This window comes from Acidovorax sp. 69, from assembly GCF_002797445.1.
Taxonomy (GTDB): Bacteria; Pseudomonadota; Gammaproteobacteria; order Burkholderiales; family Burkholderiaceae_C; genus Acidovorax.
The window spans coordinates 2,661,263-2,681,872 of record NZ_PGEP01000001.1 but is presented as its reverse complement, the minus strand read 5'-3'; the positions used below and the strand labels follow the sequence as shown (position 1 = coordinate 2,681,872).

At 63.1% G+C, this 20,610-nt stretch carries 15 protein-coding genes; 6 read left to right on the top strand and 9 right to left on the bottom strand.

Annotated elements, in window-relative coordinates:
• The first annotated feature begins 25 nt into the window (after positions 1 to 25).
• Positions 26 to 715: a ribose-5-phosphate isomerase RpiA gene (gene rpiA, locus CLU85_RS12240; RefSeq protein ID WP_100410501.1), complete on the top strand. Its 690-nt coding sequence runs from the start codon at positions 26 to 28 to the stop codon at positions 713 to 715.
• A gap of 153 nt (positions 716 to 868) precedes the next feature.
• Here rpiA and CLU85_RS12235 read toward each other — a convergent pair whose 3' ends face one another.
• The 5 genes from CLU85_RS12235 to CLU85_RS12215 all read right to left on the bottom strand — a co-directional run bounded on the left by CLU85_RS12235 (position 869) and on the right by CLU85_RS12215 (position 7,819).
• A complete protein-coding gene (locus tag CLU85_RS12235) occupies positions 869 to 1,522 on the bottom strand; it encodes a glutaredoxin family protein (protein WP_100410500.1) in 654 nt (217 codons plus the stop codon).
• Positions 1,523 to 1,584: 62 nt separating this feature from the next.
• Positions 1,585 to 3,630, bottom strand: coding sequence for a M3 family metallopeptidase (locus CLU85_RS12230; protein ID WP_100410499.1), 2,046 nt, complete (start codon positions 3,628 to 3,630; stop codon positions 1,585 to 1,587).
• A 73-nt stretch (positions 3,631 to 3,703) separates the two neighbouring features.
• Positions 3,704 to 4,558 carry a bifunctional methylenetetrahydrofolate dehydrogenase/methenyltetrahydrofolate cyclohydrolase FolD gene (gene folD / locus CLU85_RS12225; protein ID WP_100410498.1) on the bottom strand — a complete coding sequence of 285 codons (855 nt, stop codon included), beginning with the start codon at positions 4,556 to 4,558 and terminating at the stop codon, positions 3,704 to 3,706.
• 76 nt (positions 4,559 to 4,634) lie between these two features.
• A complete protein-coding gene (locus CLU85_RS12220; protein ID WP_100410497.1) occupies positions 4,635 to 5,261 on the bottom strand; it encodes a response regulator transcription factor in 627 nt (208 codons plus the stop codon).
• Positions 5,258 to 7,819: a PAS domain S-box protein gene (locus tag CLU85_RS12215; protein WP_100410496.1), complete on the bottom strand. Its 2,562-nt coding sequence runs from the start codon at positions 7,817 to 7,819 to the stop codon at positions 5,258 to 5,260. Before CLU85_RS12215 ends, CLU85_RS12220 begins: the two co-directional genes overlap by 4 nt.
• A 167-nt stretch (positions 7,820 to 7,986) precedes the next feature.
• Between CLU85_RS12215 and aceE the strand changes: the two genes are divergently transcribed.
• From aceE to CLU85_RS12190, 5 genes are all read left to right on the top strand, one after another.
• Positions 7,987 to 10,695 carry a pyruvate dehydrogenase (acetyl-transferring), homodimeric type gene (aceE, locus tag CLU85_RS12210; RefSeq protein WP_100410495.1) on the top strand — a complete coding sequence of 903 codons (2,709 nt, stop codon included), beginning with the start codon at positions 7,987 to 7,989 and terminating at the stop codon, positions 10,693 to 10,695.
• A gap of 17 nt (positions 10,696 to 10,712) precedes the next feature.
• Entirely contained in the window at positions 10,713 to 12,368 is a 1,656-nt protein-coding gene (aceF, locus tag CLU85_RS12205) for a dihydrolipoyllysine-residue acetyltransferase (RefSeq protein WP_100410494.1), read from the top strand.
• A 16-nt stretch (positions 12,369 to 12,384) separates the two neighbouring features.
• On the top strand, positions 12,385 to 14,229 hold the full coding sequence (lpdA, locus tag CLU85_RS12200) for a dihydrolipoyl dehydrogenase (protein ID WP_100410493.1): 1,845 nt from the start codon (positions 12,385 to 12,387) through the stop codon (positions 14,227 to 14,229).
• A 58-nt stretch (positions 14,230 to 14,287) separates the two neighbouring features.
• Entirely contained in the window at positions 14,288 to 14,497 is a 210-nt protein-coding gene (locus CLU85_RS12195) for a DUF3079 domain-containing protein (protein WP_100410492.1), read from the top strand.
• A gap of 215 nt (positions 14,498 to 14,712) precedes the next feature.
• On the top strand, positions 14,713 to 16,134 hold the full coding sequence (locus CLU85_RS12190) for an aspartate kinase (protein WP_100410491.1): 1,422 nt from the start codon (positions 14,713 to 14,715) through the stop codon (positions 16,132 to 16,134).
• A gap of 133 nt (positions 16,135 to 16,267) precedes the next feature.
• Here CLU85_RS12190 and CLU85_RS12185 read toward each other — a convergent pair whose 3' ends face one another.
• The 4 genes from CLU85_RS12185 to CLU85_RS12170 all read right to left on the bottom strand — a co-directional run bounded on the left by CLU85_RS12185 (position 16,268) and on the right by CLU85_RS12170 (position 20,539).
• Positions 16,268 to 17,593, bottom strand: coding sequence for a four-carbon acid sugar kinase family protein (locus CLU85_RS12185; protein WP_100410490.1), 1,326 nt, complete (start codon positions 17,591 to 17,593; stop codon positions 16,268 to 16,270).
• A 31-nt stretch (positions 17,594 to 17,624) separates the two neighbouring features.
• Positions 17,625 to 18,902 (bottom strand): ribulose-bisphosphate carboxylase large subunit family protein, encoded by a 1,278-nt coding sequence (locus CLU85_RS12180; protein WP_100410489.1) that lies wholly within the window; start codon positions 18,900 to 18,902, stop codon positions 17,625 to 17,627.
• A gap of 202 nt (positions 18,903 to 19,104) precedes the next feature.
• Entirely contained in the window at positions 19,105 to 19,647 is a 543-nt protein-coding gene (locus CLU85_RS12175) for a VOC family protein (RefSeq protein ID WP_100410488.1), read from the bottom strand.
• 94 nt (positions 19,648 to 19,741) lie between these two features.
• Complete coding sequence (locus CLU85_RS12170; RefSeq protein WP_100410487.1) at positions 19,742 to 20,539, bottom strand: transporter substrate-binding domain-containing protein; 798 nt, start codon at positions 20,537 to 20,539, stop codon at positions 19,742 to 19,744.
• Between the last annotated feature and the right edge of the window lie 71 nt (positions 20,540 to 20,610).

Sequence of the window (20,610 nt, the reverse complement as noted above, 5' to 3'; positions counted from 1 at the left end):
CAAGGATTACCCCTGATTTTCTCCCATGACGACCATTCCTTCCCTGACCCAAGACGAACTCAAGACCCTGGTAGGCCAAGCCGCATTGCAATACGTGGTGCCTGGCGAGATTGTGGGGGTGGGCACAGGCTCCACCGTCAACAAGTTCATCGACGCCCTGGCGGGCATGAAGGACATGATCAAGGGCGCTGTTTCCAGCTCGGTGGCGAGCACCGAGCGCCTGAAGGCGCTGGGCATTGTCGTGTTCGATGCCAACGCAGTGCAGTCTTTGTCCGTCTATATTGACGGCGCCGATGAAATCGACGGCCAGGGCCATATGGTCAAGGGCGGCGGCGCAGCCCTGACGCGCGAGAAGATTGTGGCGGCGTTGGCTGACAGGTTCGTTTGCATCGCCGATGAGTCCAAGCTGGTACAAGCCCTGGGTCAATTTCCTTTGCCTGTGGAAGTGATTCCCATGGCAGCCAATCACGTCGCCCGCCGTTTTTCGGCCATGGGCGGGCAGGCGAACTTGCGGCTCAAGGATGGTCTGCCGCTGGTCACGGACAACGGACAACACATTCTGGATGTCAGGGGACTGTCGATCACAGATCCGCTGGCGTTTGAGTCGCAAATCAACCAATGGCCCGGTGTGGTGACCGTGGGCGTGTTTGCCCACCAGAAGGCTTCCGTGTGTCTGCTGGGAACGGCCCAAGGGGTAAAGACCCTGACCTACTGACGAATCAATGGCTGGCCAATGAGTCAGTGAGTCCCCAGCACAAGGCGGTGGGGAGCGGACCGCCAGTCAAAAATAAGGGGCCCATGAGGGCCTCTTGTTTTTTAGAGCGATATCACGGCCCGGCGTTGCGCCGTGGACGTGATGGCTCCAATGTCAGAAACGGATGCCCGCAGGATTGCTGGGAGTAGGCCCTTCATTGACGGGCGCTGCAGGTGCGGGGCGTGCCGGGGGAGTTGCCCGTGACTCGGCGGCGGGAGCCGCCTCCACGGGCTTCACTGCCACCAACGGGGTGGGCGCGGGCTGGCGGTAGTTGCCCGGCAGCTGAGATTGTTTGGGGTAGCCTGCCGCATCCAGGTACTGAGCCCATTCCCCATCCGAGTAACCTGTTAATTGCTGCCCACCAATCGTGCCAAAAGGCAAACTGGTGCTTCCGCTGAGGCGTTGCAGCGCTGAAATATCCTCATTGGTCGCAATGGTGCGCTCAGTAAAAGGCACACCGCGCGATGACAACATGATCCGGAGACTGCCACACGGAGCGCAATCGTTGCCCGTATAGATCGTCACGGGAAAGCGGCTGGCGATTTGTCGCAGCTCGTAGGGCAACGCGGCACCACTGGCGGCTGTGGGCGCCGCACCATTAGCTCGGGTAGATGGTGGCGGTGCCTTGTCATCTGCGGGCGGCCGGTCGGAGAACGTCACTTTGCCGTCGGGTCCTACGATGCGGTATACGCCTTGCGCTTGAGCGCCAGCCACAACCAGCAGCAAAGAAGCCAACAGGGGGGCCAACATGGTTTTTTGCATGGTCATTCTCCTCATTCCAATAGGTGATCGGCGGATGCAGCGTGCGTTCAGGGGGTCACGTGCAGCGCTCAGGCGCTCAACTCTTCGTTCATGCCCTGGTGGCGTAACAAGGCATCCAGGCTGGGCTCACGGCCACGGAATGCCTTGAACGAATCCATCGCAGGGCGGCTACCACCGGCCTCCAGGATGGCTTCGCGATAGCGCCTGCCGGTCTCTGTGCTCGGCAAGCCATCACTGCCAGCGGTTTCCTCAAAGGCTGCATAGGCATCGGCGCTGAGCACCTCGGCCCACTTGTAGCTGTAGTAGCCTGCCGCATAGCCGCCAGCAAAGATGTGGCTGAACGTGTGGGCAGTGCGGCTGAAGGCGGGTGGGGCAAGGACTGAGACCTCGCTGCGCACCTGCTGGAGCAGCGGCATGAAATCCTGGGCGGGGTCGTGCTCGGTGTGCAGCAACATGTCGAACAGCGCGAACTCGATCTGGCGCAAGGTTTGCATGCCGCTCTGAAAGTTCTTGGCAGCGATCATTTTGTCGAACAGCTCGCGAGGCAGTGCTGCACCCGTGTCCACATGGGCTGTCATGTGACTCAGCACATCCCATTCCCAGCAGAAATTTTCCATGAATTGGCTGGGAAGCTCCACCGCATCCCATTCCACGCCGCCAATGCCAGAGACATCGCGTTCGTTCACCTGCGTCAGCATGTGGTGCAGGCCATGGCCAAACTCATGGAACAGCGTGATCACATCGTCGTGGGTCAGCAGGGGTGGCTTGCCATCAACACCCTCTGCAAAATTACAGACAAGATGTGCCACCGGAGTTTGCAGCACGCCAGTGTCGGGGCGCTGCCAGCGGGTGCGCACATCGTCCATCCAGGCGCCGCCCCGCTTGCCGGTGCGGGCGGGTTGGTCGAGGTAGAACTGGCCCACCAAGCTTCCATTGCGCTCGATGCGGTAGAACTCCACTGCGGGGTGCCATACGGAGGCCGAGTCGCGACGGATGGAGACTTCAAACAGCGTCTCGATGATCTTGAACAGCCCCGCCAGCACCTTGGGCGCGGTGAAGTATTCCTTGAGTTCCTGCTCGCTGAACGCGTAGCGGGCTTCCTTGAGCTTCTCTGAAATGTAGGGCCAGTCCCAGGCCTGCGGATCACTCAAGCCCAGGTGTTCGGCGGCAAAGGTGCGCAGGTCGGCAACGTCTTTTTCCGCGTACGGACGTGCGCGGCGGCCCAGGTCTCGCAGGAATCGGACAACCTCCGCGGGCGACTGCGCCATCTTGGGCACCACGGACACTTCGCCAAAGTTGGCATAACCCAGCAACTGGGCCTCTTCGCGGCGCAGTGCGAGGATCTCGCTGATGAGTGCGGTGTTGTCGAACTTGTGGGCATCGCCTTCGGCCTGGTCAGAGGCGCGGGTGACATAGGCGCGGTAGAGCTTGGCCCGCAGGTCGCTGCGCGCGGCAAATTGCATCACCGGCAGATAGCACGGCATCTTCAGCGTGAGCTTGTAACCCGCCTTGCCTTCGGCCTGCGCTGCAGCCCATGCTGCTTGCTGCACATCGGAGGGGATGCCTTCCAGTTCATCGGCAGACGCGAAGTAGGCGTAGGCGTCGGTGGCATCCAGTGCGTTTTCGCTGAATTTCTGGCTCAACTCGGCCTGGCGCTCCTGGATTTGCGCGAACCGTTCCTTCGCGGCTCCAACCAACTCGGCACCACTGAGCACGAAGTTGCGCACTGCGTTCAGGTGGGCCTGACGCTGCTCGGGTGTGAGCGTGGCGGGGTCGATGGCTTTGTACTTGGCATACAGACGCTCATCGGCGCCCAGGCGGGTCCAGAATTCGGTGACTCGCGGCAAGGCGGCGTTGTACGCGGCGCGCAGTTCCGGGGTGTCTGCCACGCTGTTGAGGTGACTGACCGCTCCCCAGGCGCGCCCCAGCTGCTCTGTCGCCACATCCAACACCTTGGCAATTGCATCCCAGCGGGCGGGGAAATCCGGGGCCGTGACGGTCTCCAGCGCCTGATTGGAATGCTCCAGAAGCACATCCATCGCAGGCGCAACATCCTCAGGCGCAATGCGGTCAAAAGGAGGGAGGTCGGAGAAGTCGAGAAGGGCGTTGCTCATGCGAAATCAGATGGCGCCAGGTGGCGCAGGTTCAAGTTGCAAAGCGGCCGGTGTCTCCCCCAGGCGCATTCATTCAGTGCGCTGCGGTGCGCTCGGCGGCTTCGATGGTGTTTACGAGCAGCATGGTAATGGTCATGGGCCCAACCCCGCCAGGAACGGGGGTGATCCAACCGGCGACTTCCTTGACGCCCTCAAAATCCACATCGCCGCAGAGCTTGCCTTCGTCGTTGCGGTTCATGCCCACATCAATCACCACCGCGCCAGGCTTGACCATGTCGGCGGTCAGTACATTGCGTTTGCCCACAGCGGCCACGATCACGTCGGCCTGAAGCGTTTGGGCCTTCAGGTCCTGGGTCGCGCTGTGGCAGATGGTGACGGTGGCGTTCTGGCCCAGCAGCATGAGTGCCATGGGCTTGCCGACGATGTTGCTGCGGCCAATGACCACAGCGTGTTTGCCCTTGAGGTCATAGCCGATGGATTCGAGCATCTTCATGCAGCCGTAAGGTGTGCAGGGCCAGAAGCCTGGCATCCCCGTCATCAGGGCGCCAGCACTGGCGATGTGGAATCCGTCCACATCCTTGGCGGGCGAGATGGCCTCGATCACCTTTTGCGCATCGATGTGCTTGGGCAACGGCAATTGCACCAGAATGCCATGGATGGCCGGATCGTTGTTGAGCGCTTCGACACGCGCCAGCAGCGCTGACTCGGTCATGTCGGCGTCGTACTTTTCGAGCACTGAGTGCAGGCCGCCATCCTCGCAGGCCTTGACCTTGTTGCGCACATAGACCTGGCTGGCCGGGTTGTCGCCCACCAGGACGACAGCCAGCCCGGGCGTGACGCCACGGGTTTTCAATACGGCGGCGCGCTGCGCCACGTCAGCGCGCAGTTGGCGGGAGAGGGCATTGCCGTCGATGAGCTGTGCAGTCATATCAAAAATACTGGTCAAAAATGCTGCGAGCGCTTGTTGTATATGCGCAAGCAGCTATCAAAAAGTGATCAAGGCCTTAGACCTTGGGCGCGTTCTGGCCGAGGGCAATCTTGAGCAGGTCGGCCACGGTGTTGGCGTTGAGTTTTTCCATGATGTTGGCGCGGTGCGCCTCCACGGTCTTGATGCTGATGCCCAGGTCGTCGGCAATCTGCTTGTTCAAGCGGCCGGCCACGATGCGTTCAAGCACCTGGGCTTCACGGCTGGTGAGCTTGGACAGCAGGGCATCGCGGCTGGCGGCCTGTTGGTAGCCCGCGAAGCTTTCGCGGGCGTGGTCCAGCATGCGTTCGACCAGACCCACCAGTTCTTCTTCGTCGAACGGCTTCTGGATGAAGTCCAGTGCGCCCTTTTTCATGGTGTTCACGGCCATGGGCACATCGCCGTGGCCGGTGATGAACACGATGGGCAATGGTGATTTGCGCTCGATCAGGCGGTCCTGCAGTTCCAGGCCGGTCATGCCGCCCATGCGGATGTCCACAATCAGGCAGGCAACTTCGCGGGGGTCGTAACGCGAAAGAAAGGTTTCGGCCGAATCAAAGCAGCGCACCCGGTAGTCCTTGCCTTCCAGCAGCCACTGAAGGGAGTCGCGAACTGCTTCGTCGTCGTCTACAACGTAAACAGTGCCTTTTTTCGGAATCAAGCTCATGCAACAGTCCTTGGGTTTTGTACGTTTGCTACAGAATTTGTAGTGGCATCAGCAGGCTTGGCAAGCGGCAGCCAGAAGGAGAACCTGCAGCCTGTGACCTCTGATCCATTGTAGAGGTTCTCCGCCTGCATCCGGCCCTGGTGCGACTCGACGATGCTGCGGCACAGGTTCAGCCCCATGCCCATGCCTTCGGCCTTGGTCGAGAAGAAGGCTTCGAACAGGCGCTCCAGCACCTCGGGTGCGAGTCCCTTGCCGGTGTCCTGCACCGAAAACTCCACCACCTGACGTTCTTCGATCTGTTTGGGCACCACGCGCAGTTCCACGCTGCGGTTGGGAGCCGGGCGGTCGGCGTGCTGAATGGCTTCGGCGCCGTTTTTCATGAGGTTCACCAGCACCTGCTCGATCAGGATGGTGTCGGCCATCACGGGGGGCAAGCGTGCGGCCACATAGTGCGTAAGCCGCACGTTGTGGCGGCGCAGTTCGATGTCGGCCAGCTCCACAGCCTCGTTCACCATGGAGTGCACATCGGCCAGCGTGCGGTTGGGTTCGCTCTTTTTCACGAAGGAGCGGATGCGCTGGATGATCTGTCCTGCGCGCTGGGCCTGGTGGGCGGTTTTTTGCAGCGCGGTCAGCAGGGCCTCTTCGGTGAGCTGACCGCTCTGGATGCGCGAAACCATGCCGCTGCAGTAGTTGTTGATGGCGGTGAGTGGCTGGTTCAGTTCGTGCGCCACGCTCGATGCCATCTCCCCCATGGTGATAAGGCGGCTGACCGACTGGGCGCGCTCGGCCTGCCGCTCGGCCTGTTCTTCGGCCAGGCGGCGGGGCGTGATGTCGGTGGCGATCACCATCTGCGCCAGACGCCCGTCCACCCAGTTCAGATAGCGCGAGCGCACTTCCAGCCATTTGCCCAGGTCGGGCAGGTAGATTTCGGCATTCTCGGTGCGGGCGCTGGTGAGGGTGTCAGTGGGCAGGCCCATGAGTCCGTCCTCGTCGTCCATGCCGCTTTGCTCCTTGCCCGCAATGGGCACCACGCCGGCCTGTGCCACCAACTGCAAGTGCCCACTGGTCTGTGATCCAAACCACTGTCGGTAGAGCTTGTTGGCAAACAGCAGCTCTTCGCTGCCCAGGGGCGCCACTGAGACCGACGCGTCCAGCGACTCCAGCACGATGGTGAAGCGCTCGTGCGAGGCCGATAGCTGCTCGCGGATGCGGTTGGGCTCGGTGATGTCGGTCATCGACGTCATCCAGCCGGTCTGCTGGCCATGCGCGTCGATCAATGGAGACACGTACAGCCGCGCATCGAACAGCGTGCCGCTCTTGCGTTTGACGCGCACCTGAAAGCCGCCCGCCATGGTGTGGCCGCGCAGTTCATCGCGCAACTTGGCCTGAAGCGTCTCGTGGTCGGCCTCGGGCCAGTAGGGGAAGGGCGCCTTCAGGCCCACCAACTCTTCGGCGCTCCAGCCCGTCATCTGGCAGAAGGCGGCATTCACATAACTGATGCGACCCTCCAGATCCAGAGCCCGCATGCCCGTGAGGATGGAGTTTTCCATCGCCCGGCGGAAATTGGTTTCAGCCACCAAGGCCTCCTGGGCCCGCATACGGCGCCGGGTGTGACGCCAGGTGGCGATCAGCATCCAGGCGGTCATGGCGCTCAAGGTGCCTACCAGCCAGAACAGGCCGCTGCCCACCACCCCCAGCGAGGTGCGGTAGGCCTGCGCGCGCAGTACCAGGCCATTGCCCACGGGCGAAACAGGCACCTCGTACTCATTGGCCTTGGGGGTCCACGGCAGCAACTGGGTCGCCTTGTTGCGCGGCCCTAGGGGCGTGCCCGCCAACACCTGGCTCTTGCTGTCCAGCAGCGTGACGGCATAACGTGCGAGCACTTCGGTGGGGGTTCCGTAACGCAGCAAACTGTCGACGGAATATTCGCCCAGCACCACGCCGCTGAACTTGCCCTGGTTATTGAGCGGCACCTGCAACTGCAGCAGCGGGGTGGCATCGCCCGAGGTGACTGCGGGCTGCGCGTAGACCGGTTGTTGCAGGTCCCGCGCCAGGCCAAAGGTGTCGGCGGTGTCGCCTGGCTTGAGCACCTCGCCGCCAATCCGCAACTCACCGCTGGCGAGGGTCGGTGCCGCCTGGCTGGCGCGGATGCGGCGGCGCTCATCGATCCAGGTGATGGCCTGCAGTTCGGGGTATTGGCTGATCAGGGCTTCAGCACGGCCCACGAACTCCGCGCGGCCGAGATCCTGGTTGGACAGGTCGCGCGCGATGCGCATCAACTGCTCCTGCCGCTCCAGCAGGCGCAGGCGCACGCGCTGCTGGGCGTATTCCACATCGCGCCGCAAGGCTTCTTGTTCGCGCTCGGCCTCTTCGGCACGCAGATACCAGAACGCGGCCACGATGGCCGCCAGAAACATCAGCACTGCAGCCAGGGGGGCCAGTGCGGCAAAACGGTCCTGGCGGGTGGGTGACAAACCGCGCCACCACATGCGCCACCAGCGTATTGGCGCAGCCACGGTCACTGCTGCAGGGGTGGGGGCAGGGGGCATCGAATCCATCCTCCAAGTGTAGGGGAGCCGTGCCCGGCATGGCGCCATTCCGGATATGTGCGTTTGCAGCAAATTCTTGCAATGTGAAATGCATGGGCACCATTTGAAATTGAAGAAAAATATGCGAAACTAGAGCCAACGTACTAAATTGCTGCCACACCTACAGGAGACAAAGCATGTCAGCTCAGCCCGACCCACAGGCCGGTTTCGGCATCGGTTCCGATACCGACCAGCAAGAAACCCGTGAATGGATGGACGCGCTGTCCGCCGTCATCGACAAGGAGGGCCCTGAGCGGGCCCACTACCTGCTGGAACAGCTCCTTGAGCATGCCCGCCAGAGCAGCATCGACATGCCGTTCTCGGCCAACACGGGCTACGTGAACACCATCGAGGCCGACAAGGAAGCCCATTGCCCCGGCAATATCGCGCTGGAAAAGCGCCTGCGCGCCTACATGCGCTGGAATGCGATGGCCATGGTGGTGCGTGCCAACCGCCTGGACCCCGCCGACGGCGGTGACCTGGGCGGCCACATTGGCTCTTTTGCCTCGGTGGCCAGCATGTTTGGTGCGGGCTTCAACCATTTCTGGCATGCCGCCAGTGAAGACCATGGCGGCGACCTGCTGTACATCCAGGGCCACAGCGCGCCCGGCATCTACGCCCGCGCCTACCTGGAAGGTCGCCTGACCGAGGCGCAGCTCGACAGCTTCCGCCAGGAAGTCGACGGCAAGGGCCTGTCCAGCTACCCGCACCCCAAGCTGATGCCCGAGTTTTGGCAGTTCCCCACCGTGTCGATGGGCCTGGGCCCGCTGATGGCCATCTACCAGGCGCGCTTCCTCAAATACCTGCATGCCCGTGGCATTGCCAACACCGAAAACCGCAAGGTCTGGGTGTTCTGCGGCGACGGCGAGATGGACGAGCCCGAATCGCTGGGTGCCATCGGCCTGGCTGCGCGCGAGAACCTCGACAACCTGGTGTTCGTGGTCAATTGCAACCTGCAGCGTCTTGACGGCCCGGTGCGTGGCAATGGCAAGATCGTGCAGGAACTGGAAGGCGAGTTCCGTGGCAGCGGCTGGAACGTCATCAAACTGCTTTGGGGCGCTGGCTGGGACGCCCTGCTGGCCCGCGACAAGACGGGCAAGCTAAAAGCACTGATGATGGAGACGCTGGACGGCGACTACCAGGCCATGAAGGCCAACGACGGCGCCTTTGTGCGCAAGAACTTCTTTGGCAAATACCCCGAGACGCTCAAGCTCGTCGAGCACATGACCGACGAGGAAGTGTTCGAGCTGCGCCGCGGCGGCCATGAGCCCGCCAAGGTCTACGCCGCTTTCCACGCTGCCAACGCGCACAAGAACCAGCCCACCGTGCTGTTGGTCAAGACCGTCAAGGGCTATGGCATGGGCAAGGCCGGTGAAGGCAAGAACACCGTGCACCAGACCAAGAAGCTGTCGGACGAAGACATCAAGTACATCCGCGATCGCTTCAACATCCCGATCCCCGACAGCGAGCTGGCCAACATCCCTTACTACAAGCCCGCTGACGACACGCCGGAAATGCGCTACCTGCAAGAGCGCCGCAAAGCCTTGGGCGGCTATCTGCCCAAGCGCTTGCCCAAGGCGGAAGAGAGCTTTACGGTCCCGTCGATCGACACCTTCAAGGCGGTGCTGGAGCCCACAGCCGAAGGCCGTGAAATCTCGACCACCCAGGCGTATGTGCGCTTTCTCACACAGTTGCTGCGTGACCAGGCACTGGGCCCACGCGTGGTGCCCATCCTGGTGGATGAAGCCCGTACCTTCGGCATGGAAGGCCTGTTCCGCCAGATTGGTATCTACAACCCCAAGGGCCAGCTGTACACCCCGGTGGACCGCGACCAGGTGATGTACTACCGCGAAGACAAGGCTGGCCAGATCCTGCAAGAAGGCATCAACGAAGCCGGCGGCATGGCCAGCTGGATTGCGGCGGCCACCAGCTACAGCACGAACAACCGGATCATGATCCCGTTCTACGTGTACTACTCCATGTTCGGCTTCCAGCGCATTGGCGACCTCGCCTGGGCGGCGGGCGACATGCAGGCACGTGGCTTTTTGCTCGGCGGCACTTCGGGCCGTACCACGCTCAACGGCGAAGGCCTGCAGCACGAAGATGGCCACAGCCACATTCTGGCCAACACCATCCCCAACTGCGTCAGCTACGACCCGACGTTTGCGCATGAAGTGGCTGTGATCATGCACAGGGGCCTCAAGCGCATGGTCGAGTTGCAGGAGAACGTCTTCTACTACATCACGCTGCTCAACGAAAACTACCCCATGCCCGGCCTCACGGCGGGCACCGAAGAGCAGATCATCAAGGGCATGTACCTGTGCAAGCCCGGTGCTGAGGGCGACAAGCGCGTGCAACTGCTGGGCTCGGGCACCATCCTGCGTGAGTCGCTGGCTGCGCAGACCCTGCTGGCGGCCGACTGGGGCGTGCAAGCCGACGTGTGGAGCTGCCCCAGCTTCAACGAACTCACCCGCGAAGGCCAGGACGCTGACCGTTGGAACCTGCTGCACCCGCTGGAAACACCGCGTGTGCCCTTCGTGGCGCAGCAACTGGGCAGCAGCACCGGCCCTGTGGTGGCATCCACCGACTACATGAAGGCCTATGCCGAGCAGATCCGCCCCTTTGTGCCCAAGGGCCGTACCTACAAGGTGCTGGGCACCGACGGTTTTGGCCGCAGCGACTTCCGCAGCAAGCTGCGCGAGCACTTCGAAGTGGATCGCCATTACATCGTCGTGGCCGCCCTCAAGGCGCTGAGCGAAGACGGCGTGCTGCCCGCCGCCAAGGTGGCCGAGGCGATTGCCAAGTACAACATCCAGGCCGATAAGGTCAACCCGCTCTACGCGTAAACCGAACGGAGACAACAATGGCATTGGTCAACATTCAAGTCCCGGACATCGGGGACTTCGACGAAGTGGGCGTGATCGAATTGCTGGTCAAGGTGGGCGACACCGTGAAGGCCGAGCAGTCGCTCATCACCGTCGAATCGGACAAAGCATCGATGGAAATCCCGTCCAGTCACGCAGGCGTGGTCAAGGAAATCAAGATCGCGCTGGGCGACAAGGTCAAGCAGGGCTCGGTGATTGCCGTGGTGGAATCTGCTGACGCGGCCACCCCATCGGCACCTGCCGCGGCCCCAACACCCGCTCCTGCTCCCGTGGCTGTCGCCGCACCTGCAGCAGCAGCCGTGGCACCCGCTACAGCCCCTGCTGCTGCAGGCCCTGTCGAAGTGCGCGTGCCTGACATTGGTGACTTCAAGGACGTGGCCGTCATCGAAATGCTGGTCAAGGTCGGCGACACCATCAAGGTTGAGCAGTCGCTGTTCACCGTCGAATCCGACAAGGCCTCCATGGAGATCCCTTCGCCCGCCGCTGGTGTGCTCAAGGAACTCAAAGTCAAGATTGGCGACACCGTCAACATTGGCGACCTCATTGCCCTGCTCGAAGGCGTGGTAGGCATGGCTGCCCCCGTCGTTGCTGCCCCTGCGCCCGCTGCGGTATCGGCACCAGCAGCGGTTGCCGCTGCAGTGGCACCCGTTGCGGCTACAGCATCTGCGCCAGCCCACCAGCCTGGTGCGTCCCCTCTCGGCCTGCCACACGCCAGCCCATCGGTGCGCAAGTTCGCCCGCGAACTGGGTGTGCCCATCGACGAAGTCAAGGGCAATGGCCCCAAGGGCCGTATCACGCAGGACGACGTAGCCGCCTTTACCAAGCAGGTGATGAGCGGTGCCACACAAACCAAAGCCCAGGCCGCCAAGGCGCCTGCCGCGACGGGCGGTTCTGGCGTGGGCCTGGACTTGCTACCCTGGCCCAAGGTCGATTTCACCAAGTTCGGCCCCGTGGAGCGCAAGGACCTCTCCCGCATCAAGAAGATCAGCGGTGCCAACCTGCACCGCAACTGGGTCGTCATCCCGCACGTCACCAACCACGACGACGCGGACATCACCGACCTCGAAGCCTTCCGCGTGCAGTTCAACAAAGAGAACGAGAAGAGTGGCGTCAAGGTCACCATGCTCGCCTTCATGATCAAGGCCGCCGTGGCCGCGCTCAAGAAGTTCCCCGAGTTCAACAGCTCGCTCGACGGCGACCAGCTGGTGCTGAAGAACTACTTCCACATCGGCTTTGCGGCCGACACGCCCAACGGCCTCGTCGTGCCCGTCATTCGTGACGCCGACAAGAAGGGCATCGTGCAGATCTCGCAAGAGATGGGCGACCTGGCCAAGAAGGCGCGCGACGGCAAGCTCGGCCCGGCCGACATGACCGGCGGCTGCTTCTCCATCAGCTCGCTGGGCGGCATTGGTGGTCGTTACTTCACGCCCATCATCAATGCGCCTGAAGTCGCCATCATGGGTGTGTGCAAGAGCAGCCTGGAGCCCAAGTGGGACGGCAAGCAGTTCGCTCCTCGCCTGATGCTGCCGCTGTCGCTCAGCTGGGACCACCGCGTGATCGACGGTGCGTCCGCCGCACGCTTCAACGTGTACTTTGCCTCGCTGCTGGCGGATTTCCGCCGCATCGTGATGTAACGCGAGGGCAATACCCATGGCAATCATTGACATCAAGGTGCCCGACATCGGCGACGTCGCCGAAGTGGCCATCATCGAACTGCTGGTCAAACCCGGCGACACCATCAAGGCCGAGCAGAGCCTGATCACCGTGGAGTCCGACAAGGCCTCCATGGAGATCCCCTCCAGCCACGCTGGCGTGGTCAAGGAACTCAAGGTCCAACTCGGTGACAAGGTCGCCGAGGGCTCGGTGGTGCTGACCCTGGAGGTCGAAGGCGCAGCTGCCACCGCGCCTGCTGCGGCCCCGGCATCAGCGGTTCCTGAGCAAAAACAGGTGGTAGCGCAAGTAAATAAAGCGCCTCCAGCTATTGATTCAGTAGCATCAAGCTTTGCAGGCACGGCCGATCTGGAGTGCGATGTGCTCGTGCTCGGCGGTGGCCCCGGCGGCTACAGCGCAGCCTTCCGTGCGGCCGACCTGGGCCTCAAGGTCGTCATCGTCGAGCGCTATGCCACCCTGGGTGGCGTGTGCCTGAACGTGGGCTGCATCCCCTCCAAGGCGCTGCTGCACGTCGCAGCCGTCATGGACGAAGTCAGCCACATGGCCGACCTGGGCGTGGACTACGGCGCCCCGGCGCTCAATATCGACAAGCTGCGCGGCCACAAAGAAAAAGTCATCGGCAAGCTCACCGGCGGCCTGGCCGCCATGGCCAAGATGCGCAAGGTCACGACCGTGCGCGGTTATGGTGCCTTTGTGGGGGCCAACCACCTCGAAGTGGAAGAGACCACCGGTACGTCGCAAGACAAGACCGGCGTCAAGAAGGTCATCGCCTTCAAGAACGCCATCATTGCGGCGGGCTCGCAAGCCGTGCGCCTCCCCTTCATGCCCGAAGACCCGCGCGTGGTGGACAGCACCGGTGCCCTGGCACTGAAAGAAGTCCCCAAGCGCATGCTCATCCTGGGCGGCGGCATCATCGGCCTGGAAATGGGCACTGTGTACAGCACGCTGGGCGCGCGCCTGGATGTGGTCGAAATGATGGACGGCCTGATGCAGGGCGCCGACCGCGACCTGGTCAAGATCTGGCAGAAGATGAACGCCAAGCGGTTTGACAACATCATGCTCAAGACCAAGACGGTGGGCGCCAAAGCCACACCCGAGGGCATTGAAGTGACGTTTGCACCTGCGGAAGAGGGCGGCACCGCCCCCGCGCCGCAGGTGTATGACCTGGTGCTGCAGGCTGTGGGCCGCACGCCCAACGGCAAGAAGATCGCCGCCGACAAGGCCGGCGTGACCGTCACCGACCGTGGCTTCATCAACGTCGACATCCAGATGCGCACCAACGTGCCCCACATCTTCGCCATCGGCGACATCGTGGGCCAGCCCATGCTGGCGCACAAGGCGGTGCATGAAGCGCACGTGGCGGCCGAAGTGATCGCCGGTGAACTGCAGGGCAACAAAGAGCTGGCAGCGGCCGCCTTCAACGCCCGCGTGATCCCATCCGTGGCCTACACAGACCCCGAGGTGGCATGGGTGGGCCTGACCGAAGACCAGGCCAAGGCGCAAGGCATCAAGGTCAAGAAGGGCCTGTTCCCCTGGACGGCCTCCGGCCGCGCGATTGCCAACGGCCGCGACGAGGGCGTGACCAAGCTGCTGTTCGACGATTCGCCCGAAGCCCATGGCCACGGCAAGATCCTGGGCGGCGGCATGGTCGGCACCCATGCAGGCGACATGATCGGCGAGATCGCGCTTGCCATCGAGATGGGCGCGGATGCGGTGGACATCGGCAAGACCATACACCCGCACCCCACGCTGGGCGAAAGCATCGGCATGGCGGCGGAGATTGCGCACGGCAGTTGCACAGACGTGCCGCCCGCACGCAAGTAAGGCGCCGGTACAGCGCAGGTTTGGCGGGAGCCCGGTACCCAAAGTCTGAAGACAAGCCATGGCGGTCAAGAAGTTCCCCAAGGCCCCCGCCCACCCCGAGCGGGTGTGCTGGGGTTGTGACCTGTACTGCCCCGCCAAAGACATGCGCTGTGGCAACGGATCGGACCGCACCCAGCATCCTGCGGAGCTGTTTGGCGAGGACTGGGAGCAGTGGGGCCTGGGGGCTGAAGAGGCAGCCGCTGCGGTCAAAACCGCTGCTGGATCTTGATGCGGGTCTGGATGCATGGTCCTGTGCACACCACGCCAGCCCATCCCATCTGCACAGACGCCGCGCCAGCTCGCAACGGAGTGCGCCCCCATTCACGAGGTATGCGTCCAAGCACCCCGCCAAAAGTCGTGGAAAATAGAGGGTTTGCTGCCGCTGAGTCCCTTGGCAGAACACCCGTCCGGCTTTCCAACTTTTTTGCTCCCCTGAGCCTGTCCATGCAAGACGTTCAAAACTCCAAGATCTCTGTCGAGAAAATCGGCGGCACATCCATGACCGCCTTTGGCGATGTGCTGCGCCACATCGTGCTGCACGATCCCAATCGCATTTACGGCCGTATCTATGTGGTGTCTGCCTACTCTGGCGTGACGAACCAGTTGCTGGAGCACAAGAAAACGGGCGAGCGCGGGATTTACGCGCTGTTTGCAGAGGGCCAGGGCTACCAGGACGCCCTGACGGATTTGGCCGTCAGCCTGAAGAAGCTCAACGCGGGCTATGCCGACATTGGCCTGCCGCTGCCCGTGGCAGACGCTTTCATCGACCAGCGCATTGGACAGGCGCATGAATACCTGAATGCCATGCAGCACGTGCTGGCCAGCGGCTATCTGAGCCGCAAGGACGTATTGCTGGCCGCGCGCGAAGTGCTGGCCTCGATTGGCGAATCGCACAGCGCCTTCAACTCCGTCGAAATTCTCAAGGCCAATGGCGTCAACGCCATCCTGATGGACCTGGCCGGTTTTGACGACAACGAGGCATGGACGATTGACGAGCGCATTGCCCACAGCTTCAAGGGCCTGGACCTGAGCGACAAGGTGGTGGTGGCCACCGGCTACACCAAGGGCACCGAAGGCATCATGCGCGAGTTCGACCGGGGCTACTCCGAGGTCACCTTCAGCAAGATCGCGGTGGAAGTGCGGCCCGCCGAGGCCGTGATCCACAAGGAATTCCACCTGTCTTCCGCCGACCCCAACCTGGTGGGCCTGGAAAACGCCATCGTGGTGGGCGCCACCAACTACGACGTGGCCGACCAGCTGGCCGACGTGGGCATGGAAGCCATCCACCCCAAAGCCGCCAAGCCCATGGAACTGGCGGGCATCCCCATCCGCCTGAAGAACACCTTCGAGCCCGACCACCCCGGCACGCTGATCACCAAAGACTTCGTGGGCGAGCGCGCTCGCGTCGAGATCGTTACCGGCACCGACAAGGTCACGCTGATTGAGATCCACGACCCCAGCATGGTGGGCACCGTGGGCTTTGATGCGGGCCTGATGAACGTGTTTTGCAAGCACGGTGTGAGCTACATCCTGAAGGCCACCAACGCCAACTCCATTGCCCACCTGGTGTGGGACAACCAGGTCACACCCGAGTTCGTGGCCGAGTTGCAGGAGGGCTACCAGATCGTGACGATCAAGCCCAGCGCCATCGTTTGCACCATTGGCTCCAACATCGGCATTCCCGGTGTGCTGGCCAAGGCGGCGCAGGCGCTGGCCGATGCGCGGGTCAATGTGAACTGCGTGTCCCAAACGTTGCGGCAGGTGAACATGCAGTTTGTGATCGAGCGTGAGGACTACAAAACCGCCGTCAAGGCGCTGAACCTGGCGCTGTGCGTGAACTCCGGCACGCCGGTTCCATGCGTGTGACGGGGTTGCGGCGGGTGCACCTGCCGCAATGCCTCTCCCCAATTGCCCGTTGCCCGTTGCCCATTGCCTTGATGCAGGGCCAGCCCGCCCTGTGCGGGCTTTTTTGTCGCTTGAAATGGACTGGATGCCTCTGTCAGGCGGTGCCGAGCAGCTTTTGGAACAAATCCGTTCCGCCCATCTGCCCGCCCTTCAGCATCAACTCCAGCCCGTGGCGTGACGGGTCTGCGCTGTGCGCGCTGCTCAGCGTGACGCCCGCGCAGACTGTGGTCTTGTACGACAGCCCCCACAACTGCAGCGCCTGGACTGCGTGGCTTGACGTGTCACCGCCAGCGATGCCGATGCGGCGCAGTGGCGCACCGCGTTCTGCGCGGGCTTGCACCACGCGGGCGATCAGATGGGCGCTGGCCTGGGCGATGTCGGTGGACGAGGCCGCAGCGGCCAGCGGCGCGCCGTCCGTGGGGCCGGTGAAGGCCAGTACGTTCTGCAGGCTCTGCAGCCCCTCGCAGATGGCGTCTCGCAGATCCTGAGCGTAGGCCGTGTCGCTGCACAGCCGCTGGGCGTCCACGGCAATGCGGTGGTATGCGGTAGCGGCCTGCACCTGCGCCGCGGTCAGGGGCGACAAGCTGCCTGCCCAGGCAAACACCGGACCGTCGGCGGGCGCCAGCGGTGCAGCGGCCTTGGAAGTCGGCTTGCCCCAGTGGGCGACCAGCGCCTGGGCCACCGCGCTGGAGCCCACGGCCAGCAAGCGGGCGTGTTGGGCTTGGTCCCACAGCAAACGTCCGACGACGGCCAATTGGGAGGATGTGGTCAGGTCCAGCAGGGTTGGGATCAAGGCTGCATCGGCGCTCAGCAACGCGCGCAGTGCGTCGTCCAGCGCGTCGGCGTCGGTGTCGTATTGCGGGTAGTGCAGGGCGGTGATGTTCTCAAGCCCCTGATGCGCCAGGTGCAGCCGCAGGTCGGCCTCGCCCATCGGCGTGACCGGGTGCTGGCGCATGGTGGGGTGGCGGTCGATGCGGTGCACGAGCCCGCCTGTGCCTGCGGCTGCGAACAAGTTGCTGAAGGCGCAGTAACGCCCCAGGCTCGGTTGCCCGCCAATGATGGGTACCCATCGGTTACTCACCGAGGGGTGCAGCGCCTGGATGGCGCAGGCGATGTTGCCGACATGCGGCGCGCTGTCGAAGGTGGAGCACACCTTGTAGTGCAGCACTGGTGGCGCCACTTTTTCAAAGAAACGGCCCACGCCTGACAACTCTGTGCGCATGGCATCGGGCGCCATCGCTCGGGCTGCGCCTGCAATGCCAACGGCATCCAGCGGGCCTGCAGCGGCCAGGGCTTCGGGGCTGGGCACGCCCATGAACAACATGGCGCGCAAACCGGCCTGCGCCAGTACCGCCAGCGTGTCGGTAGCGCCCGTAAAGTCGTCGCCGTACCAGCCAAACAAAGGGGCCGTTGTGGTCATGGTGGGTCTGTTTGTGTGTGTGGTGGTCTATTTATTTCTTGCCGAAAAAGTCGATGGCGCGGCGCAGCTCGGGCGCGTGCACGGCACGTTCTGCCAGCGTCTCGCCCTTTTGCACCGCGTCCCACGCCTGCTGCAGGCTGGCCACGCCTGCAGCGGCACCGTCTGGGTGGGCCAGAATGCCGCCGCCAGACATGAACAGCAGGTCGTTGGACTGGATGCTGTCCCATGTGGCGGGCACAGTGCCCGCCCATTGGCCGTTGGAGAACGCGGGCAGCACCCGGTCGTCCAGGCCTTCGCACAGCGGCGCCAGGGTGTCGTGGGCCGACGCTATCACTTCTTCGTCGGTCTGCGAGAACTTGCCCTGCAGCCCGTGCACATGCATGTGGTCGACACCCGCCAGTCGCCACAGCGTCTGCCAGGCGTTGAACGAAAAGCCCAGCAACGGGTGGCGCGACAGCGCGCCGTAGCCGTTGCGGTGGCCGTGCAGCGCCAGCGGGCTGTGGCGGCGCAGGGTTTGCACGGCGGAGTAACCAGCCCAGTTCAGGCTGACCATGATGCAGCTGCCGCCCTCGGCCGCAATCAGGTCCGCATGGCGGCGCATGGCGTCGGTTTCGTCGGTGATGTTGAAGGCCACCATCACCAACTTGCCGGTTTTGTCCTGGTGGGCGCGCACCCGGCGCATCACCGAGCGCACCCGGTCGGCCAGCGGCGCGTGCACCGGGTTCGCGCACACCTCGTCGTCCTTGATGAAATCCACCCCGGCGGCGCACAGGCGGCCCGCCAAGTCGCCCGTTTCTTCGGCCGACAGGCCCACATTGGGTTTGATGATGGTGCCGATGAGCGGGCGGCCCTGCACACCCGTCACCGCGCGCGTGCCGGTGATGCCGTGGCGGGGCATGTCGAACTGGCGTCGGTATTCGGCCGGCAGCTTCATAGACTCCAGCCGCAGGCCGGTGACTTCGCCCAGGTCGTACAGGTTGCCTGACACCGTGGCCGCCAGCGTGGGCAGGTTGGGGCCGATGTTGTCGCACGGAAAACTCACGCGCAGCCGGGCGCGCTGCCAGGTTTGCGGCGTATCGAACATGCCGCGCCGCTGCATCCAGCCGTTGGGCAGCGAGGGGGCCGGTGCCACGTCCAGCAGCTCCACCGATTCCACCGTGGCGCGGGCGCGTTCGCGCAGCGCGTCGGTCTCGCCCTCTACCCGGGTGAAGGTGCCGCACGATTGCTCGCCTGCCAGCACTTCGGCCACGTGGGCAGGGTCCAGCGGGGTTTCGATCAGGTAGGTGGCTTCAAAGCGGTTGGGGGACATGGTTAAGGCTTTACTACTGTTTTGATAGCTGCTAGCGCTTATAGGATAAGCGCTAGATGCCAATTTGGCTTAAAAATCGTGAATGCTCGGCTGGCTGGCCCCCCGTTCGCCTTGAGCCTGTCGAAAGGCCGGATGAAGCTCCAACAGGCTTCGACAAGCTCAGCCCGAACGGTTGGGGGTTGAGATGATCGGCACCTAAAAATCAAATCTTCGACAGATCAGGAAAAGGCCGCACCGGGTCGGTCGTCCCGTCCCAGGTTTCCGATTCCGCACGGATCAAATCGAACATGCGGCCCTTGGGGCCCGCCACTTCCGACAGCTCGATCACCGTGCCCGGGTGGTACTCGGTGTCGAAATAGACGAACCGGCCTTTTTCGCCCACCTCGCCGCTCATCACCGTCTTGAAGCCCTGGGCCGTCAGCCGTGCCAAGTCGGCGTCGTAGTCGCTGGTCCAGTACGCCACGTGCTGCAGCCCGGTGCGCCCGGCCTGCAAAAAATCGCGGTACATCGACGGCACATCGTTGCGGGTCTGGATCAGCTCGACCTGCACGTAGCCCGAGTTGGCCAGCGCCACCGAGTTGTGCGGCTCGTACGACTCGCCCTGGTACACGTAGTTCTTGATCGGAACCTTGGGGTTGTAAAACCACGGTCCCACGCCCAGGGTCTTGCTCCAATAGTCCATGGCGGCTTCGATGTCGTGGACCACGTAGCCAAGTTGGCGGATGGCGCCGAAATGACGGCTCATAAAAATTCCTTTGGTATTGATGCGTGAGGGCAGGGCGCAGCCGGGCGGGGCCCACAGGCGCCGCCCAGGTTGCAGGCTTGGTTTGCTTATTGGCTTACTTCGCGCCGTCGATGATTTCTTTGGGGATGGGCACGCCCGCGTACTTCACATGGATGTCGTTCAGCTTGCCGTTGGCCAGGTTGGTCTTGATCCAGCTGTTCACGGCGGCCATCAGCTCGGGCTGGCCTTTGCGCATGGCCACGCCCAGCTGGTACGACTGCAGAATGAACTTGGTCTCAAAGTCGCGCGACGGGTTCTTCTTGGCGATGGCCGCGATGATGGGCGGCGTGATCGCCACGATGTCGGCCTGGCCGGTGGCGGCGGCGGTGATGGAGGCCGATTCGTCATCAAACCGCACCACCTTGGCCTGCGGCGCGCGCTCGGTCACGATCTTGTCTTGCGGGCCACCGCGCGTCACGGCCACGGTCTTGCCCGCCAGGTCTTCAATGCTGGTGAGCTTCATGCTCTTGGGCGCGCCCACCGCAGCCTGAATAGCGCCGTAGGGGATAGAAAAATCCACCGCCTTCTGGCGATCTGGCGTGATCGACAGCGACGAGATGATCAGGTCCACCTTGTTCGACAGCAGGTTGGGGATGCGCGACGAGTTGGTGGTGTTCACGATCTCCAGCGTCAGGCCCAGGTCCTTGGCCAGCAGCTCGGCGGCTTCCACGTCCGAGCCCACGGGCTTCATCTTTTCGTCCACATAGCCGTAAAACGGCGCGCCAAAGTCAATGCCCACGCGCAGCTTGCCAGCGGACTTGATGTCGGCCAGCTCGGCCATCGCGGGCACGCACAGGGCGGCGGCGCTGACGGCCAACAGGGTGCGGCGGAGGAGGGTGAGGGAAGTGGTCATGGTGTTGTCTCCTGGTCGTTTTTGCTAGTGAATCGAAAGGGGCAGGGCTCGGGTGGTCGGGCGCGTAGAAA

Excerpts from the sequence above, each read along its gene's own strand:
- rpiA (WP_100410501.1), top strand. The coding sequence starts at position 26 with ATGACGACCATTCCTTCCCTGACCCAAGACGAACTCAAGACCCTGGTA.
- CLU85_RS12235 (WP_100410500.1), bottom strand. The coding sequence starts at position 1,522 with ATGACCATGCAAAAAACCATGTTGGCCCCCCTGTTGGCTTCTTTGCTG.
- CLU85_RS12230 (WP_100410499.1), bottom strand. The coding sequence starts at position 3,630 with ATGAGCAACGCCCTTCTCGACTTCTCCGACCTCCCTCCTTTTGACCGC.
- folD (WP_100410498.1), bottom strand. The coding sequence starts at position 4,558 with ATGACTGCACAGCTCATCGACGGCAATGCCCTCTCCCGCCAACTGCGC.
- CLU85_RS12220 (WP_100410497.1), bottom strand. The coding sequence starts at position 5,261 with ATGAGCTTGATTCCGAAAAAAGGCACTGTTTACGTTGTAGACGACGAC.
- CLU85_RS12215 (WP_100410496.1), bottom strand. The coding sequence starts at position 7,819 with ATGGATTCGATGCCCCCTGCCCCCACCCCTGCAGCAGTGACCGTGGCT.
- aceE (WP_100410495.1), top strand. The coding sequence starts at position 7,987 with ATGTCAGCTCAGCCCGACCCACAGGCCGGTTTCGGCATCGGTTCCGAT.
- aceF (WP_100410494.1), top strand. The coding sequence starts at position 10,713 with ATGGCATTGGTCAACATTCAAGTCCCGGACATCGGGGACTTCGACGAA.
- lpdA (WP_100410493.1), top strand. The coding sequence starts at position 12,385 with ATGGCAATCATTGACATCAAGGTGCCCGACATCGGCGACGTCGCCGAA.
- CLU85_RS12195 (WP_100410492.1), top strand. The coding sequence starts at position 14,288 with ATGGCGGTCAAGAAGTTCCCCAAGGCCCCCGCCCACCCCGAGCGGGTG.
- CLU85_RS12190 (WP_100410491.1), top strand. The coding sequence starts at position 14,713 with ATGCAAGACGTTCAAAACTCCAAGATCTCTGTCGAGAAAATCGGCGGC.
- CLU85_RS12185 (WP_100410490.1), bottom strand. The coding sequence starts at position 17,593 with ATGACCACAACGGCCCCTTTGTTTGGCTGGTACGGCGACGACTTTACG.
- CLU85_RS12180 (WP_100410489.1), bottom strand. The coding sequence starts at position 18,902 with ATGTCCCCCAACCGCTTTGAAGCCACCTACCTGATCGAAACCCCGCTG.
- CLU85_RS12175 (WP_100410488.1), bottom strand. The coding sequence starts at position 19,647 with ATGAGCCGTCATTTCGGCGCCATCCGCCAACTTGGCTACGTGGTCCAC.
- CLU85_RS12170 (WP_100410487.1), bottom strand. The coding sequence starts at position 20,539 with ATGACCACTTCCCTCACCCTCCTCCGCCGCACCCTGTTGGCCGTCAGC.